The 18930-nt window shown below is 34.4% G+C and carries 18 protein-coding genes and 1 pseudogene; 3 read left to right on the top strand and 16 right to left on the bottom strand.

Annotated features, from left to right (window positions below):
- Positions 1-146: 146 nt before the first annotated feature.
- From P6709_RS20510 to P6709_RS06330, 15 genes and pseudogenes are all read right to left on the bottom strand, one after another.
- A pseudogene (locus P6709_RS20510) lies at positions 147-302 on the bottom strand (DapH/DapD/GlmU-related protein); the annotation flags it as partial.
- A gap of 522 nt (positions 303-824) precedes the next feature.
- On the bottom strand, positions 825-2240 hold the full coding sequence (locus tag P6709_RS06395; protein WP_278240067.1) for a lipopolysaccharide biosynthesis protein: 1416 nt from the start codon (positions 2238-2240) through the stop codon (positions 825-827).
- A gap of 78 nt (positions 2241-2318) precedes the next feature.
- Positions 2319-3251: a hypothetical protein gene (locus P6709_RS06390; RefSeq protein ID WP_278240066.1), complete on the bottom strand. Its 933-nt coding sequence runs from the start codon at positions 3249-3251 to the stop codon at positions 2319-2321.
- 39 nt (positions 3252-3290) lie between these two features.
- Entirely contained in the window at positions 3291-4484 is a 1194-nt protein-coding gene (locus tag P6709_RS06385) for a glycosyltransferase (protein WP_278240065.1), read from the bottom strand.
- A 101-nt stretch (positions 4485-4585) separates the two neighbouring features.
- Positions 4586-5677, bottom strand: a complete 1092-nt coding sequence (locus P6709_RS06380; protein WP_278240064.1) for an EpsG family protein — start codon at positions 5675-5677, stop codon at positions 4586-4588.
- 164 nt (positions 5678-5841) lie between these two features.
- The gene (locus tag P6709_RS06375; protein ID WP_278240063.1) at positions 5842-6666 is read right to left on the bottom strand and encodes a glycosyltransferase family 2 protein; all 825 of its coding nucleotides are present in this window, start codon (positions 6664-6666) and stop codon (positions 5842-5844) included.
- 39 nt (positions 6667-6705) lie between these two features.
- On the bottom strand, positions 6706-7680 hold the full coding sequence (locus P6709_RS06370; protein ID WP_278240062.1) for an SDR family oxidoreductase: 975 nt from the start codon (positions 7678-7680) through the stop codon (positions 6706-6708).
- Positions 7681-7682: 2 nt separating this feature from the next.
- Positions 7683-9077 carry a nucleotide sugar dehydrogenase gene (locus P6709_RS06365; protein WP_278240061.1) on the bottom strand — a complete coding sequence of 465 codons (1395 nt, stop codon included), beginning with the start codon at positions 9075-9077 and terminating at the stop codon, positions 7683-7685.
- Positions 9078-9095: 18 nt separating this feature from the next.
- The gene (locus P6709_RS06360; RefSeq protein WP_278240060.1) at positions 9096-10202 is read right to left on the bottom strand and encodes a glycosyltransferase family 4 protein; all 1107 of its coding nucleotides are present in this window, start codon (positions 10200-10202) and stop codon (positions 9096-9098) included.
- A gap of 28 nt (positions 10203-10230) precedes the next feature.
- Positions 10231-11124: an SDR family oxidoreductase gene (locus P6709_RS06355; RefSeq protein ID WP_278240059.1), complete on the bottom strand. Its 894-nt coding sequence runs from the start codon at positions 11122-11124 to the stop codon at positions 10231-10233.
- Between the two features lie 28 nt (positions 11125-11152).
- A complete protein-coding gene (locus P6709_RS06350) occupies positions 11153-11782 on the bottom strand; it encodes a sugar transferase (RefSeq protein WP_278240058.1) in 630 nt (209 codons plus the stop codon).
- A gap of 57 nt (positions 11783-11839) precedes the next feature.
- Positions 11840-13678 (bottom strand): nucleoside-diphosphate sugar epimerase/dehydratase, encoded by a 1839-nt coding sequence (locus P6709_RS06345; RefSeq protein ID WP_278240057.1) that lies wholly within the window; start codon positions 13676-13678, stop codon positions 11840-11842.
- An 18-nt stretch (positions 13679-13696) separates the two neighbouring features.
- Entirely contained in the window at positions 13697-14590 is an 894-nt protein-coding gene (gene galU, locus P6709_RS06340; RefSeq protein ID WP_278240056.1) for a UTP--glucose-1-phosphate uridylyltransferase GalU, read from the bottom strand.
- A gap of 504 nt (positions 14591-15094) precedes the next feature.
- Positions 15095-15232 (bottom strand): hypothetical protein, encoded by a 138-nt coding sequence (locus P6709_RS06335; protein ID WP_278240055.1) that lies wholly within the window; start codon positions 15230-15232, stop codon positions 15095-15097.
- Between the two features lie 141 nt (positions 15233-15373).
- Positions 15374-16222 carry an STAS domain-containing protein gene (locus tag P6709_RS06330; RefSeq protein WP_278240054.1) on the bottom strand — a complete coding sequence of 283 codons (849 nt, stop codon included), beginning with the start codon at positions 16220-16222 and terminating at the stop codon, positions 15374-15376.
- 261 nt (positions 16223-16483) lie between these two features.
- Here P6709_RS06330 and P6709_RS06325 point away from each other — a divergent pair, with 261 nt between their 5' ends.
- Together P6709_RS06325 and P6709_RS06320 are read left to right on the top strand one after the other, a co-directional pair.
- Positions 16484-16690: a hypothetical protein gene (locus tag P6709_RS06325; protein WP_278240053.1), complete on the top strand. Its 207-nt coding sequence runs from the start codon at positions 16484-16486 to the stop codon at positions 16688-16690.
- A 65-nt stretch (positions 16691-16755) separates the two neighbouring features.
- A complete protein-coding gene (locus P6709_RS06320; RefSeq protein WP_278240052.1) occupies positions 16756-16956 on the top strand; it encodes a hypothetical protein in 201 nt (66 codons plus the stop codon).
- A gap of 52 nt (positions 16957-17008) precedes the next feature.
- Here the strand turns inward: P6709_RS06320 and P6709_RS06315 are convergent, their stop codons facing one another.
- Positions 17009-17515, bottom strand: coding sequence for a hypothetical protein (locus tag P6709_RS06315; protein WP_278240051.1), 507 nt, complete (start codon positions 17513-17515; stop codon positions 17009-17011).
- Between the two features lie 474 nt (positions 17516-17989).
- Between P6709_RS06315 and P6709_RS06310 the strand changes: the two genes are divergently transcribed.
- Positions 17990-18892, top strand: a complete 903-nt coding sequence (locus P6709_RS06310; protein ID WP_278240050.1) for a hypothetical protein — start codon at positions 17990-17992, stop codon at positions 18890-18892.
- Positions 18893-18930: the final 38 nt, after the last annotated feature.

The raw sequence follows: 18930 nt of genomic DNA, 5'->3' as shown, positions 1-18930 counted from the left end.
TAAGCATTTAATACAATAATAAACTTATCTGTCCCACAAAATAAGGATTTTATGGATATAAAAATAAAATTATATATATTGGACAAATTTTGTGTGGTACCAAGTCTCTTCTTTGAACAGTTCTTTTGATTGGTCAACTTTTAAGTCCTATATTTTACAACTTTAGCCGGATTCCCAGCCACAACAGAATATTCAGGAACATCTTTGGTGACTACGGAACCGGCCCCAATTATAGAACCTTTACCAACTTTAACCCCTGGTAAAATTATCACTCTTGAACCAATCCAGACATCGTCATCAATATGAACCGGTTTAACAGTGGAAAAGCCTTGCATATACATAGGTATATTTTTATTTTGGAATGAATGATTTTGAGTATATATTCTACACTCTGGACCCATCATTACATTAGAACCAATATATATATCTGAACTTAATTCAGCATCTATACCTATACCTGAATTATTCCCTAAAGAAATATTCCTCCCAAAGGAAGCTCCTTTCTCTATATTTATGTTATCTCCACAATGTTTGAGCATAACCTTTCCACATAAAGCTCTGATGTATTTGCTACCAAAATTAATCTTACTATGAGAATATGGAAGTTTTTTAGCGATTAATTTATAAAGAACTTTCCCTAATATTTCTTTTGTTTTCATGTTATCCTCCTAACACTTATGTTAATTAAATTTTATTATATTTATTTATTTTGAAAAATAAATCTAGTAAGAATATAATTCTGGAAATTATTATTTCTTTTAATACATATTATAAAATTAATACAAAAAAATATTAACCATGAGACTTTTGTCGGGATCATCATTTTAATTGAGACCATTTTTAACAATAAAAATTATATCTCTGTAATATAAAATTAGTAACGCAGTAAGTGGAATTAAGCCCCATATAATATTTAACCAAAAGTGAGAAGTAACTATAGAAGCATAAGCATAAATAGATATGAGTACAGCCATAATGTAAATACGTACCAATGGATAACTTACTTTAAAATACTTTAAAGAAATAACTGTGCGTAAAGTGAAAAATACAACATATGAAATTGCAGTTGACACAGCTGCGCCTAAAGCTCCATAACTTGGTACGAATAGCCAGTTTCCTAAAATATTAACACCACATGCTATACTTGCGATTAGTATATGCCAATTAATTTTTTTATGAAAATTTATACCGATAACAGTGGTTTCTGATATTGTATAAAAAATAGGTATAAATACTAAAAAAGGCATTATATCTGAAGCAGTTTGATATTCATTTCCTAGTAAAATTACAATTAATTCTTTAGCTGCAATACTAATAATAGCAACTAAAAACATTGCGAAGGATACCAAGATTGAAATATATCTAAAGAAATTCCTATCTTCAGAACTATTTTCAAATCGCTCATAAGCGACAGGAGTCCAAAAAACAGAAAATGTCGTTTTTAATACCATAACTAGCGCTACTAAACGCATCGCCGCCGTGTAAAGACCCAGTTCTTCAAACGTACTCCATTGACGTATAGCAATTTTGTCAAAAGCTTCAAATAGCCAAAAAATAAAAGTCGTTAAAATAAATGGAGCACCAAATTTTAAGATTTCTTTTTGCGAATGTGTTGTGTTATTGGATATAAAATTCCTAGTGGCCCATAGTTGTCTTCCGAAGTATATAGCGATAATAATAATAGTCAAAAAGGTAAATACTGTTGAATATATAAGAATTTCAAACGTGGAGCCAATAAAGTGAAAGAAGATCAGAATAAAAGATAAATTGAATAGTTTATGAAAAATTTGAAGTAATGAATATAAGTTCCCTTTTTGTTGCATTCTAATTACTAATTGACTAAATCGTAGTAAAAGTTGAGCTAGAATTCCAACAGCAAGCAAAAAACTAAGTTGCAAACTCTCTAAACCAAACAAAAATTGAGTAATAGGCTTGTGAAAAATTATAACTAATCCCATCGTGATTAGAGATATTATTAATGGTATACGCAAACAACTATATAATAGGGCTCCCCTTTTATCTTTGTTTTCTTCATAAAAAAAACGAATAAATGTTTGATCAGTGCCGAGGATTATAAGTACCATACCAACCTGTATAAATAAATCAAACATAGAAGCTACTCCGAGAGCTTCTGGTGATAATATTCGAGTTATTAACATTGTTGTAATTAAACCTAGTATTAAACCAGCCCAACTTCCATAAGAAAATTTCAGAAATTTCTTTAATAAAGTATCCTTCATATCCAACCTTCTTATTAGAAAATTTAAAAATTTACATTTAGTGTAAAATAATTTATTGTGTTACTAAAATTAAAAGTCTTATTCTGTTAAATCCACTTTATAATTGTTCAGTATTGCTTCTAATTGCTTATCATTTTTGTTTTCATAAACATTTAGCTTCGCAAGCGACTCTCTCTGACTTAAATTTATTGTGAAAAGTTCACTTGGAAAGGAAGTAGATTTAACAACCTTAGTATTATTTTTTAACGACATAACCTTAAGCCATAAATCATCTGCATAAAAACAGAGATTTTTAATGCTTTGTTTGTTATAAATCTCTTCATTTATGGAATCCGGGGGATATAATACACCACAAACTCCTGTTGGGCACAATAATTTTGATGGTCCATTAAAGTCCAAAGGATTATATATCCATTTGCTATATGGTGCTATACTTTTATCTTTGTTCCTTTTGATAAGATGTCCTCTATGACAACAAATATATTCAGGATACTTTTTATGTAAAAGAATTAACTCCTCAAGTGTATTTTCAGGATATATAATATCATCATCTACTGTGATTATTATATCTTGAGAATACTCTTGAAAAGCATAATAATACTTTTTATGAGATCTTAAATCATCACAAAATCGTATATCTAGGCCTCTTTCCTGTTGCTCTAATATATTTTTTGGAAGCATATTAATATTTTCAAATTGCTCTTTTGCTAGCCATAATATTATCTTATCTGGTTGATAAGACTGCCTTAATAAGGACTCAATAGCGATCCACACAGTATCAATACGACCTGGAAATGTTGTCAAAGATACAATTACATTCTTTGACCTTCTATCACTAGTATTAATACCTAAACTCTTATTACTAATGGACATTTTATAATTAATTACCATATAACTATTTGCAATTTTTCGAATTAAAATACATAACAAACTATTAAATTTTCTTAGAATTATAATATTAAATTTTCTTTTTCTAAGTAAAAAATATATTTTATAAAGAAGACTTAACATATCAAATTCCCCCTATCTATTAATATTACTTTTGAGAATTTATTGTATTTCTTCAATTAACTTTAGCCACTCTTCTTCTTTTTTACTTATATCGAATTCCCATGCTCTAGTAATTATTGAAGTTTTGTAATTTTCATATATTTTTTCATCATTCAACATGTTATTTATGGCATCTGCTAAATCTAGCTCTTGTGAAGTTAAATTAATTTCAGCACCATAAATTTCCCCATTAAGAGGAGGAACTAAGACACCATATTTCGCAGCTATTGTAGAATCAATAGTCCTATTTACATTTGCATCATAAGTCAGAATCTCTTTAGGTCCAGCTTTACAATCTGTTGCAATAATCGGGGTGTTACATGCCATGCTTTCTACTAATACATTTCCGAAACCTTCAACTATCGATGGAAATATAAATATTTTTGATCTATGGATATACTTAAATGGATTATCTTTTTTACCAATTAAATACACTTTAGATTCTAATCCTAAATCTTCCACTAATTTTATCAGAATATTTTTTAGAGGACCTTCACCTATAATGACAAGTTGAAGATTTGAGTTTAATTCCAGTATCTTTTTAAAAGATCTTATTAAGTGCCATTGACCTTTGTGTTTGTTTAACGAACCCACTGTAACTAATGTATCTATTGAAAAATCTATTTTATTGTCTTCTTCAATTTCGTCTAGCATTTCCCTTTGAATCTTCTTTATATCTATACCATTATAAATTACACTTACTTTTTCTTTTTTTATATTAAAATTGTCAATTAAATCATTCTTTACTAACTCAGATACAGCTACAATTCTATCACAATTGTTATATAGGTTAGTAATCAGGAATTTATATAATTTCCCTTTTGCTCCTTTGATTCTTTCTGACTTAAATGTTCTCATTGTTAGAATTGCCTTATCATTTCTTTTGGTTAAAATATTTATTAGATTTGCATTTTCCAAATTGCTAATAGAAAGGTCAATATTATATAATTTTTTTACTTTTTTAATACTATGCCATCTTTTTAAAAAAATAATAGCTTTCTTAAAGAGACTTTTAGAATCAGTGTTCAAGTTTAAATTTAATAATTTCCCTCCATATTCGTATTCCTGATCGTTAGTATAATAAGTAACAATTATCACATTATAAATTTTGGATAAATATTTTGAAATGATAGCTGTTGATCGTTCAGCTCCGCCTCCACTTAAAGAAGGGGTTATTATAAGTATGTTTTTCAATTAAATCCTCCATATCTAGTTTTTATTAATAAGATGATTTGTTAAATTAGAAAAGGAGAATAAAAGACATTAAAGATGTGAAATTTCAAAAATTTGCTTTTCTAATTCCAATAAAATTTATAAGGTAATACCCTATCCATTCCCTCTGAAACTTTGTAAAGATAATAGCCTATAAAAAATCCTATAAATATAATTGAAACTGTAATTTTAACAAGTGATCTATCTTTGCTATTCATTTTAATATCTCCAAGACCAATATTTTTTATTGTATTAGGTAAATACAAAATAACAAAAATAAAATAATACATATTTAATCGAGTAAATAGGTAGGAAAAACCACTAATAATTTGAATCATCAGAGCGATTATCATAATGTTAGTTAGAATTTTAATACCTTCATCATCCGAGCTGTTTTTCGAATCATAAAATATCAATCCTAAAAATAATATTAAGATAATAAATATTGAAATTCCTCCTAACCCAGAGGAAGCTTCATAAATACTCAATATTAGCTCAGCATCTTCATAATAAAGGAATGTCAGTAATTCCCCAACCTGATTTCTCAATATATATATAACAGTAATAACCAAAGATAGAATTATTAAATACAGCTTAGTTATTTTTTTTCGTGCAAACCAATAAGCTGGAAGAAATACGAGTGCAGAACTATGCATAGTTGCTGAAATTAATACAGTAACTATGAATTTCCATGGATTTTTGTTATTTATAAAAATATAGCTTATTAAAATGCCAGTGATTGCTAATGACTGCCGAATACCTGTAAAATTAAAGAAGAAAAAATCCCAGGAAAAATAAAGTAAATAACTCAAATAAATATGATTTGAATGCTTATATATAATAATACCTAGTGGTACGTATATGATAATACTTATAAAAAGTAACCAAAAATTGAAGTCACTCCAAAGTATAGTACCGACAATTTTTTGTAATAAAAAAAAGCCTATATCCTCTTGAGTAAAAATATAGCTGATATCTGATAAGGTTCTATAAAAATGTGCCTCATATCGAAGTGTATCAACTCCAATACTACTGTCTCTCAATCCAACTAGAATAATGCATTGAATTGTAATGAGTATAATAAATATTTTTTTAGATTGAGGCGTCCTTATTAGAACTAAAAATATTATTGAAAAGATATTAAATAACAAAATATGGAGTAATAAAATATTCATAAGTCCACTCATTTCATAAACGTTTAGCCTAGTCTAGCCACAATTTATTGATTAAAACAGCTAAAATCAAGAATTTAAAATATAAAAGTTAACAGCTTATTTCTAAGTATGAATTTACATGTTTAACACTTTTATCCTCAAACCTATAATTTATGTTATATATTTTACTTTTTATACCATTGTAGTATACCAACAGGTATTATTCCAACTATTAGAGGCTTTATAATATAGATATAACCTATAGGCATTAAACCCAAAGCCTTAAAACCCCTATATCTTATAATAGCTGAATGAATTCTGTATTTATATTTTTTTCTTTTAAAAGCTTCTTTACCTTCAAAATAATAGTATAAAGATTCATTTAAATTAAAACCTTTGTATCCAACAGCATGCAACCGCATAAATAAATCTGCATCTTGTCCCCTTACTGTTTCTTTTGATACTCTATAACCGTGGACAGAATTAATTGCATTACTTCTAAACATAGTAGCTGCATGTGTATACGGTAGTCTAAAAAGAAAATCTTTATTTTTAGGAGATTCAATATATGGAAGTTTATATGAAAACTCGCTACTATTAGGACTTAATTCTAAAAGAATATTAAAATCGTCATTTTCATCAAATTTAAACATTCTAGAGCTTACAAAATCATAATCATTATTTTTTTTCAAGAAATTAACTTGTTTTTCCAGTCTTAGAGGATGTGAAAAATCATCTGCATCTTGAATTGCAATGAATTCGCCCTGTGCAACTTCTAAACATTTATTTCTAGTAACCGCTGCTCTCATATTTTTATCGTTTTTTAACAGAACAATTCTATTATCTTCATCCATCAACTTCTTAATGATCCCTACTGTATTATCTGTTGAATAATCATCACATATTATTAGCTCAAGATTTTGGTGTGTTTGATTCAGAATAGATTCAACAGCTACTTTAATATATTGTTCAGCATTATAGGCGGCAATAATCACTGATACTTTACACATGATAATCTCCTTTCAAAATAATTATTAATCATTCTCACCTTATAGATTCTCTTTATACCACTCAATTGCAGCTTGAATACCTTTATCAAAATTCCATTCTGGATCATATTCCAAAAACTCTCTAGCTTTACTGATGTCTGCATTGCTGTGTTTAATATCACCATTACGATCAGGTCCATAAATCGGCTGCATACTTTTTTCTAATGCATTTTCTAATTGAGAATAGATATCTATTAAATACTCTCTTCCGCCAAAAGCTATATTATATGAGTGCCCTGCAGATTCATTAGGTGCATTAAATGCTTTTAAATTAGCTTCTATTACATTTTCTATGTAAGTAAAATCTCTACTCTGCTTCCCATCACCGTTAATAGTCGATGGCTCATCATTCATCAACTGTTTTATAAACTTCGGTATTACAGCCGCATAAGCACCTTCTGGGTTCTGCCTTCTACCAAAAACATTAAAATATCTCATGCCATATGTATCGAGATTATATAATTCTTTATAGAGACGGCCATACTCTTCATTTACTTTCTTTGTTAATGAGTACGGTGATAATACGTTACCTTCTCTTCCTTCTTTTTTCGGTAAGTTTGGTTCATCTCCGTATACAGAGGAACTTGAAGCATATACAAATTTTTTTACATTATTAATTCTAGAAGCTTCCATCATATTTAAAGTGCCTTTGATATTGACTTCTTCATAATATAGAGGCATTTCAATACTTCTTGGCACACTTCCCCACGCTGCTTGATGTGATACAAAATCTACTCCTTCAGTAACCTTTTTACATGTATCAAGATCTCTTATGTCACCTTCAATAAACTCAAAGTTTGGATGACTTATAAACTCTTCGATGTTTCTATAAAAACCTGTAGAGAGGTTATCTAACCCACGTACTATATAACCCATATTAATAATGGCCTCAACTAAATTAGAACCAATAAACCCAGCGCAGCCTGTCACTAAAAAAACAGACTGCTCGGGAAATTTCAATTCTTTATAACCCATTCTTAAAGCCCCCAGTAAATGAAACCGGCATTTTTCAGCTCAGTCTTATTGAATAAACCTTTAATATCAACAATTACTTTTTCTTTTTTATAATCATTTGCGCCATCATCACTTCTTTTACTATCATCAGAGCCAGATGTTACCGCTACCCCTGCTAAAGCTTTTGTTTCAACTGCAAACATTCTTGACAATTCCTTTACAGATATAGACTTAAATTCTTTGTGAGGAACAGCTAAGATCAGTGCATCCACATCTTCAATCTCATCTAATTCAATTGGAGACAATCCATATTCATTGAAAAGATCTTCTTTATCTGCCACAGGATCTGTTACAACAACCTCAACACCATATTCTTCCAACTCATTGATTACATCAATTACTTTTGTATTTCGCACATCTGGACAGTTCTCTTTAAAAGTAACCCCCAATATAGCTACTTTCGCTCCATTAATAGGGATATTCGCCTTAATCATTTTTTTCACTGTGCTTTCAGCAACATGTTTACCCATATCGTCATTAATTTTTCGGCCTGACAGTATAATTTGTGAGTAATATCCCATCTGTTCTGCTTTATAAGTAAGGTAATAGGGATCTACACCTATACAATGTCCGCCAACAAGGCCAGGAGAGAAATTTAAGAAGTTCCATTTTGTACCTGCTGCTCGTAGAACATCATAGGTATCAATATCCATCTTATCAAAAATAATTGACAACTCATTCATAAATGCGATATTGATGTCACGTTGAGCATTTTCGATTACTTTAGCGGCTTCTGCTACTTTAATTGATTCAGCTCTGTGTACTCCTGCATCAACGACTAATTCATATACTTGAGCTATTGTATTCAGAGTTTCTTCATCCATACCTGCCACAACTTTAACAATCGTTTCAAGCCTGTGTTCCTGATCACCTGGATTAATTCTTTCTGGAGAATATCCAATGAAGAAATCTTCTCCACATTTTAAGCCTGATTCTTTTTCAAGAATTGGTAAACAAATATCTTCAGTAACTCCAGGGTATACTGTTGATTCAAATACTACAATTGCACCTTTAGTTAGATTTCTACCTAACGTTTTACTAGCTGCTTTAACAGGTGACAAATCCGGTGTACGGTCATCTCTTACAGGAGTTGGCACTGCAACAATATGAAACTTTGCTTCCTTTAATCTATTCTCATCTGAAGTAAACTCTACAGTTGTCTTACTAATAACTTCATTGCCTACTTCTTTCGTAGGATCCATACCACTCTTGTACATTGAAACCTTCTCTTCATTAACATCAAAACCAATCACATTCAGTTTTTTTGCGAAAGCTACTGCGATTGGCATTCCTACATAACCAAGGCCAACTAGTGATATTTTTTCTTCTTTATTAACGATTTTTTCATATAAGCTCATTGTAATTTCTCCTTTAGTTTAAATTCCCATAGTTTGAATAATAGTTTGATTCACTTTTTTTACATCATATTTTTCAATGGCAATTTTTGCACTTTCTTGGCCCATAGAATAACTTCTTTGTTTATTATTAATTAACTTTTCCATTCTATCTTCAAGTTCATTAACACTTTTAACTTTTACCAAGTACCCATTTACTCCATCAACTACAGTTTCCCTGCAACCCGGGGCTTCGGTTGTAATTATCGATCTTCCCATAGCCATCGCTTCCAATACCGTTTTGGGAGTTCCCTCATGATAGGAAGGCAGAATGAATGTGCTGCATTGAGTAATAAAAGGTCTCACATCATCTTGTTCTCCAAAATATTCAATGGTTTTGTCATCTATGTAAGGTTTTAACTCCTCTTTTGTAATTGCAGAAGGATTACTGTCATATGGCCCTACAAGTAAGCATCGTACTCTTGGATATTTCAATTTAATTTTATTGCAAGCCTCTAGATATTCCATTATCCCTTTATCTTTAATCAATCTGCCAATGAAAAGAAAAGATGGTTCTTCTGGCAATTCTTCATACTTAAACTTTGATAGGTCTACTCCAGAACCATTGATAATTACCGTTTTATTTTCTTTAACTAAACCATTTTTTAAAAACTCATTTTTATCATCATGGTTTTGAAAAAAAATTTTTTTACTGAACATACACGCTACTCTATACTGTAGTTTCATTATATTTTTAATCATTTCGTTTTTTACGCCATTTCCTCTAAATACAGATCCTAAGCCCGCTACTAAAGGATAGACTTCTGAAATACCATTCAATTTTGCTGCTATGCTGCCATAAACTATGGTTTTCGCTTGGTATGCAAATACTTTATCCGGCTTTTCTTTTTTCATAAATTCATATAATGATTTAAAAGTCTTTAAATCATTAAGTGGGTTTAATCCGTTTCTTTCTACCGGTAATTGTCGGTAATCTATATCAAACTCTTGGAATTTTGCTTTCCATGCACTTTCTGGTTCTGAACCAACTGCAATTACTGTATGACCCTTACTAAGAAAGCTTTTCATCATGTCCATACGAAACCAAAACAATGAAGATGTATGACTTGACAACACTACAATTTTCATATTAATCCCCTACTCATTTAAGCTAATTTCATTTTTCTTTTAAATATTCTTGTACTTCTATTTGTATTCCTTTTTCAAAGGGCATTGGATCATAGTTAAAGTCTTGGGCTGCATTTTCGTGGGAGTAGTTCCTGTCTTCTCCCATTCTCTGAACACGTTCAACATAATCCACTTTCCCTGCTGTCACCATTTTAATAATTTTAGCAGCCAGTACACCAAGACTCATTGGAACATTTAAATAAATCGTCTTTTTATTTAGTTCTTTACTAATTAATTTAAAAGCATTTATCATTTTAATCGGTCTTTTACCAGTAAGATCATAATTTTTCCCATTCGTTATTTGAGGCGAGACTAAAACGGTATATAGTGCTTTTCCTAAATCTCTTACATTTACGGGTTGTATTAAACTGTTTCCGCCATTGATAACTGGCATAAATTTTAGTTTGTCTAGAAGTTTAATAAACTTGCTCATGTTTCTGTCACAAAGATCTCCATAGATCATTGAGGGCCTTAATATAGTTATACTAGTAGAGTTTTCTTGATTATTCTTCATCTCTGTTATTTTTTCTTCAACTTTCTTGTACCCTTCTGAAGCATATTTAAATTCGGAATAAATGCCTGTGGTATGTATCAATATTGCTCTTCTAACTTTATTTTCATTTGCAGCTCGCACTATAAGGGTGGAGTGGTGGATATTGTAAATATGCATAACCGTATCAATACCATCCATCACTCTATAAATAAAATTGGGATCATCTAGATTTCCGACAACATTTTCTATATTCAAGTTACTTTTTTCTATTAGTGAGGTGTCAGACGATTCCCTAACAACACAGCGAATAGGACCTTTATAGTTATTATGAATAAGCTCTTGCAGAAAGTATCTTCCTGTATGGCCGGTAATTCCTGTGACTAATAACATTCAAACACCTCATATTATATATTGGCTCTTATGAAGACCTAGTCTCTCTAGTATTGGCTACTTCCTTCTTAGCTCCTGTACCGCCTTCAACCACACCATCGCTCTTAACAATACTAACAAATGTTCCAAAGAAACATTTACTATCCATCCGAAAACCAAGATTTTCTACATACTCTCCGTCCAGCTTAGCCTTAACTTCAATTGGAAGCTCGTCCCTCCCATTAATCTGCGCCCAACCAGTTAAACCAGGGGGAACCTCATTGGCCACATATTTGTCCCTTTCAGCAATTAAATCATATTGGTTCCATAATGCTGGTCTAGGTCCAATAATACTCATATCTCCTATGAAAATATTCCAAATCTGGGGAAGTTCATCAAGTGATGTTTTTCTTAAGAATTTACCGGTCTTTGTAATATAATTTTCAGGATTGGTCAATAGATGTGTTGGAGTATCATTAGGAGTGTCAATTTTCATAGTACGAAACTTTAGTATATTAAAATGTGTCTTATTGATTCCAACACGCTTTTGTTTAAATAACACTGGACCTTTTGAATCAAGTTTTATACTAATTATCAGAATTAGGAAGATAGGCGCTAATACTACAATCCCAGTAAAGGAGAGTGTGATATCAATCAATCTCTTAATTTTTAAATACATGGATGGAACACTCCTTTAATAGAGTTACTATAAAACATTTTATCTCCAATCAATTATCTAAGAACTCCTTTGCCCGATAATTAAATCTCCCACTACTTTTCTATTCGCCACACTAATTAAGGTTCTAACCATTTCCTCCCTACACATTCCTGCCAAGTCACTGATAATAAAATCGAGCTCATATTTACTTAGCGGCATAGCCTTTCCAACATAAATCTTCGGAAAAACTTTCTCACTCTGAATTTCATCTTCATTGAGTAACTCTTCAAATAGTTTCTCTCCAGGACGAATGCCGCTGTACTTAATTTTAATCTCTGCTTCTGTATATCCAGAAAGACGTATTAAGTTTTTGGCTAAATCTACAATCTTAACCGGTTCCCCCATATCCAATACAAAAACCTCTCCACCTTCAGCAAGGGTTCCAGCTTGAATAACGAGTCTGGATGCTTCCGGAATTGTCATGAAATAACGAGTCATTTCAGGATCGGTTATTGTAACAGGTCCACCTGCTTCAATTTGTTTTTTAAATAATGGGATTACACTTCCTCTGGACCCCAACACATTACCAAATCGAACCGCAGCAAACTTCGTATTACTCTCTTTTGCTAGGTTCTGCACAATCATTTCTGCAAAACGTTTTGTAGCCCCCATTACGTTAGGAGGATTTACCGCTTTGTCCGTGGAAACCATAACGAAGTTCTCAACACCAAACTCATGAGCAGCTTCAGCAATGTTTTTTGTTCCATAAATGTTATTTTTAACTGCTTCACTTGGATTGTACTCCATTAAAGGAACATGCTTATGTGCTGCCGCATGATAAATAACGCTTGGTTTATACTCTTCGACAACTTCAAAAATACGTTCTCTGTGCTGAACATCTGCGATAATGGGGATAATTTCAATAATTTCACCAAATTTCTTTCTAAGCTCCATATCTATCATGTAGATAGAATTTTCACCATGTCCTAACAGAATAAGCTTTTTGGGTTTGAATCTGCTAACCTGGCGACATATTTCTGAACCAATGGAACCCCCAGCACCAGTCACAAGAATGGTTTTGTCTTCAAGGTTATTTGAAATAATTTCAAGATCAAGTTCTACTGGCTCTCTACCAAGTAAATCTTCTACTTGAACCTCACGAATTTCGTTGACTTCTACTTTGCCAGTCATAATGTCTTCTAGTAGAGGAAGAATTTTCGTCTCAGCAGATGTTTTAGCACATTCAGCGTATATTCGTTGTATTTCATTTCGACTTAAGGAAGGAATTGCGATGATAATATGCTCAACTCGGTTTTCTTTTACTATTTCTTCTATCTGATCTACTCCACCTAATACAGGAATGTTCATAATTTCTAAATGATGCTTTGTAAAATCATCATCTATAAAACCGATTGGGTAAAGTTCGGAGTTTAATTTTTGCTTCAGCTCTCGGGCAACTGTCGTTCCAGCAGCACCTGCCCCTATAATCAAAGCTCTTTTACGATCCGGATCGGGTTTAATATACGTATCACGATACATTCTCCAGGCAAAACGCGATCCACCAATTAGTAAAATGTGCATCATCCATGTGATAACTAGTGTCCGAGTATATAAGGAACCTGTAAGTGCTAATTGAAGCACAGCAACTATGATAATTGAAAACGATACTGCTTTGATAATTCCTAATAGTTCACTGACACTGGAATACTGCCAAACTCTTTTGTACAGTTTATATCTGTAAGCAAAAAAATGATGGCTCAGCAGAAGTACAATTGAACTTGGTATCAGTACTGTTGAGATCTGTCCATCATACAATTCACCAAAAGGGAGGAGCATGTAGAAGCTAATAAAGATCGATAGAATAACAATTAGCGAATCCACTAACACCAAACTGGCAATCCTCTTTTTATAGGTCATAATTCAACCTCCTTTCTCTTATACTTCTTGTTTATTTATGCTGTTTTTTATTAAAATTTCTTCCATAAACCGAATCGTTTCTTCCCGAAGTTCAGGATCCTTCAAGGCAAACTCAATATTCGTTTTAATAAACCCTTGTTTTTCACCAACATCGTAACGATCTCCCTCAAAATCATACGCATATACAGCTTGCAGCTGATTCAGCTTTTCAATGGCATCTGTTAACTGAATTTCACCGCCAGCGCCTGCTTCCTGATTTTCAAGAAACTCAAAAATTTCAGGAGTTAAGACATAACGACCCATAATCGCTAGATTAGATGGCGCTGTACCTTGCTTAGGCTTTTCAACGAAATGCTCTACTTTATGCAATCTTCCGTCTTGCTCAGCCGGTTTTATAATTCCATAACGGTGAGTATCCTGATCAGGAACCGTTTGCACCCCAATGACGGACGATCCTGTTTCTTCATATTGATTCATCAGCTGACGAAGACAAGGAGTGTCGCTTTCCACGATGTCATCACCCAATAGAACCGCAAAAGGCTCGTCTCCTATAAATTGCTTAGCACATAAAACGGCATGTCCAAGTCCGTTCGGATTTTTTTGACGAATATAATGAATGTTTCCGAGATTTCCTGACACCTGGACTTTCTCTAAAAGATCATATTTTTCTTTTTCTAACAGATTTTTTTCAAGCTCAGGTGCGTTATCAAAGTGGTCCTCGATTGCCCGCTTCCCTTTTCCTGTTACGATAATGATATCTTCTATTCCTGAAGCAATGGCTTCTTCTACAATGTATTGAATCGTTGGTGTATCAACGATTGGTAGCATTTCCTTCGGCATTGCTTTTGTTGCGGGCAAGAATCTGGTCCCTAAACCAGCTGCTGGTATTATCGCTTTTTTAATTTTTTTCAATTTAAATCCCCCTGTAATTTAGCTTTTTACACAAATAAATATCTAATGAAAACGCACATTTGTATGCCCTTTCATTAGATATTTAGAATGCATAGAATCATAATATAGAGTGGGCATTTAACCCAGCCTCACACCGTACCCGTGACAATACATGTCTAAGGTTGTTACCCACAGTACAGCCGAGTGCCTCCATTGATAGTGGAACTGGAGACATTACCAGATGTTAAACAATTTCTCATGACGTAATTGACACTTAGGTAGAATATCATAGTTTAATCGGTTAAAGTCGGAAACAATTATAAAGAATTTGTAAATTTATTCTTTTTATCCATACTGAATAATTATTGGAAGAGTAACCAGTTTTCACTTAAATTTCATACTTATAGAGTTTAACATGAAAATGACATGAAAAGGTCATTTATCTGCAATATTCTTTCGTCACGAATCGACAAAATCATCCCAAAGGACCTACTAAGGGATCAGAATGCGTGGTTTATCATTTTTTTATTTGTTCTTCAGCTGATTGGTCAGCCACTCCATCATATCTTTAAAGGTGATGGAGTCATCCATTCCCTTGGTCCGTGCCTCGTTTAAAAGTTCCTGCAGCATATCAGCCTTCAAGGGTGCTTCTTTTACTTGCATGTACAAACCTCTCCGTCTATTAGAATATATGTATTATAGCTTGATAAATTGGAAAAAGAAAGATATTTTTGTTTATTTTTCTTGTAAATCTAGTAAAAATGACCCCGTCCTATTTGAAGGACGAGGTCATTTATTTTATTTTTATAGTCTTACCATCTGCCGCTCAAACCCAATTTCCCTCAGCGCCGATTTTAATGTCGCGTAGGAAGGAATGTCTTTAAAGTCCAGTCCAAGCTGGACAATCGTTTGGGCCATTTCCGGTGAGATGCCGCTGATTTTTGGCTGAACGCCGATGAGTTTGAGTGAGTCCATGACCTGGAAGAGTTTTTGGGCGACGAAGGTGTCGACCATCGCGACGCCTGAGAGGTCGATGACGAATTCTTCGATGTTGAGCTCAAGACATTGAGTAAGTGATTCTTCAATGACGAGCTTGGCTCTGTGTGTGTCGATCGTTCCGACGAGTGGAAGGACAGCGACGCCGTTGTCAACCGGGACAACAGGTACGGACATTTCAAGCATCTGATCCTGTGATGCCTTCAGGTTGTTGTGCTGTACTTCCACAAATGGCAGGCAGAAGTAGTACACGATATCGTTCACAGCCTGATCAAGAATCGAGATCACTTCGTACAGTCTTTCAATAGAGAATTCATGCTTGATTGCTTCCTGCTTAATGAGTTCTCCGATGGCGTTGCGGTAATGCGGGACTTCCCGCAGCATGGAGTCAAGTGTGGTGCCAAGCTCTGCGCATTTCTTTCCTGCTTCAAGGCCCCACTTTTCGATCCGGTTCTGGCGGTCGATTGGATCAAGGGAAAGTGATTCCGCGTAGATCGTGACAAGCTCAATGCGTAATGGCACAAGCGTACTGCTCAGGCTTTCAAGGCTTGAGTATGTATGATTTTGTCTTTCCGTGATGTCGTGTGCGAGCTGTTCTTTTTCTTCCAGGACCCGTTCAGTCAGGTAGCGGAGGGTTTCTTCTGTTTGTGTAGCCATGAGTTACATCCTTTCCTTGCATGAAAGATTGATTCCGAGTCTAGTAAACTAATACATTGTTCCCTGTTCAAATCAACTTTAAACTCTTTTATTGAAAATAATATCGAAAAAATGCGGAATTTGAAACAAAAATGTAAAAGTAATTCCTGGCAAATGAGTTTTTCCCTTGAATTACTTAGGTTTTCAGTGTGATTTGTTTGTTCGTCAATTTTCCAAATTCCGCTTAATATGTTTTTTATATGACAGGAAGATTAAATTCAGATGATTCTATTGAATGAGGATTTGGGTGAGCGTACGATAGAGTTAAAGGAGGCAGGTACGATGCGGAAAGAGATGTGCATCCGGCGTGCAGTTCATGAAGAGTTTTATATGATCGCCTTCCGCCTGAAGCGAACGGTTCACTCTACGAATTCTCCGTTCCTCCCGATTGGCCCGTCCAGTTCCCGGTGCAAAAAAAGAAAATCATAACAGTGCCCGGTCAGCCACGGTTTTTCCATCCTATAAATCCACGTTTAAAAGGAGGTGCATCAGCAGTGAAGCTGTTGAATGGACTGTGTATTGTTTCAACAGGTATTTTTGTGCTGTATGTATCACTCAAGCTGTTTACACCCAATTTCCCACCCGCACTGAACGAGAGCTTTCTGATTGAGCTTTCACTAAGCCTTGCGCTCGTTGCTTTACATACCTTCCGCAACTGGAAGGTCGACGCAGAGGCTGAAGAACGCTATCGTTAAAAAAACACCGCCCGACTCTCCGAACAAATCGGATCATCGAGCGGTGCTTTTTTTATTCTGTCACGGGAAGCTCCTGCAGCTTGCTTGGCAGAAGAACGATCGGGATTTCCTTTGTCTGTTCCCCGTAGACCTCATCCATTTTGTTGCTGAGCTTAGTGAACAATTCATTCAGCCATGCCTGTACGTCATCATCGGCAAATGGCTTATCAATAAAAAACTGAATCGTGCTTTGATTTTTTTTCGTTTGGAATTCCTTGATCTCTCCAATCACGTCGTCAAGCTCAAGTGCTTTTAAGCGCTTCGTGAAGAAGGTCAGGGAGATTCCTTTTGTGTCGTTATTTTTAAATTGGTCTTTTGTTCCTTCGTATTTAAGTGTCGCTATTTTTTTTGCCAGCTCCGACTCTTTTTCATGTTCTGTGAGCTGCTTTGGCAGATGATAATCTGCTTCCGTTAACGTTTCTTCTTTATGAAAGTTCTGGTCATCGACCGTCCATTTTAAATCGCGCATGCGCTTGCTGATTTCCATAAAGACGACTTGCCCTACTGGTTCAAGTAACATCCAGCATCCTCCTTTGCCCGTGTTTCTATTGTATGTATGTCCTTTCAGAAGCAAAATCAAACCTTTAGGTGTTCTTATCTGCCATGAAATGGGATGTAAACAGCCTGCATTTTACTACCATTACGCCAGTACCGTTTCCGATGTCCTGTTCTACCTTGTCACACTTGAGTCTCGCTCAAACGTTCCACGTGAAACGCGTCCTCAAGGGGCTGAATCGAAATAAAGTTGCTCTTACTATTCACAAAACCCCTGCCTATTCCGATGTCTAGTATAGTAGAAGGATTTGGAGGAAACGCTTGTTTATCGTATAAAATGGGGCATATTCAAACAAACTAGTCATAATTGTATTCATTTTCCACAAAAATAGTTCTTTATAAAGAACATTTATGATTGTGTAAACGGAATAAAAGAACTATAATAAGAGTACATATTTGTTTTAAACAAAGCATTTATCCATTTGGGAGGCGTTAAAAGATGTCTGAGCAAGATTTTCACTTTCGTGTTCGTTATAAAGATTTCGAATACTCTGTAACCGGCGATGAGGCGTTTGTTGCGCATCATGAGGAGGTTGCATCCACTTATTTAACTAAGCTGATGGAAGAAGAAACGTCCACAGCGATTCGCCCGTCCCTGCCTGCTGCGGTTCCGGCGGAGGAAACAAAAGGACCGGGAGCCGAGCCACGCAGTAAAGCCGAAATTAAAGCCTTTTTAGAAGGGCTTCCTTTGTATTCAGAATGGCAGTATACGCTTGCGATGGCGTACTTTCTGTTTCATCATAAGCAGCAGCCGAGCTTTACGGCAAAATCCGTGCGAAAACAGTTTCGCGAAGCCCGACATACCGTGCCAAACAATATTCATTTAAGCATCCATACGTGTGTGAAAAAAGGATACTTAAAGGAATCCGGTCTTGAGGATCTGCAGAAAAACTATGAAATTACAGAATCCGGCATGCAGTATATTCAGGGGATCGCCAATGGCAATACGCCTGAAGCGACTGTTACAAGAGGCGGATCATCCACTGAAATCCTGCCGAGCCGTCAGGAAAAGCTGCTGAATTTCACGCTGGAGGAACTTCAGCTGAATCAAAATCCGAACCCGCAGCTTCTTGAGCGCTTGGAGGATCAGGCGCTGAGCATTTTGTACATTTACAAAAAAGAGCTTGATTTCACGCATCTTTCAGCGCTTGACGTTCATACGGTGCTGACTGATTTGTTTGGATTTAATCACTCGCCAAAGGCGGTTCAAATTGCCCTCAGCCGCTCCCGTCCGCGCGTCGAGAAGATTAAATATGACGGCCAGATGCATTATCAGCTGACGCAGGGCGGCGAAGAGTATATGGAAAACTTGATGGAAAAGCAGTTGTTCAGCGAAGAATAAGAAAAGAAGGTACGAAGGGATTTTCCCTTTGTACCTTC

The sequence above is a fragment of the Jeotgalibacillus sp. ET6 genome, assembly GCF_029667115.1.
Lineage (GTDB): Bacteria > Bacillota > Bacilli > Bacillales > Jeotgalibacillaceae > Jeotgalibacillus.
The sequence above is the reverse complement of the archived record's forward strand: the minus strand, read 5'-3'. Positions and strand labels throughout refer to the sequence as shown.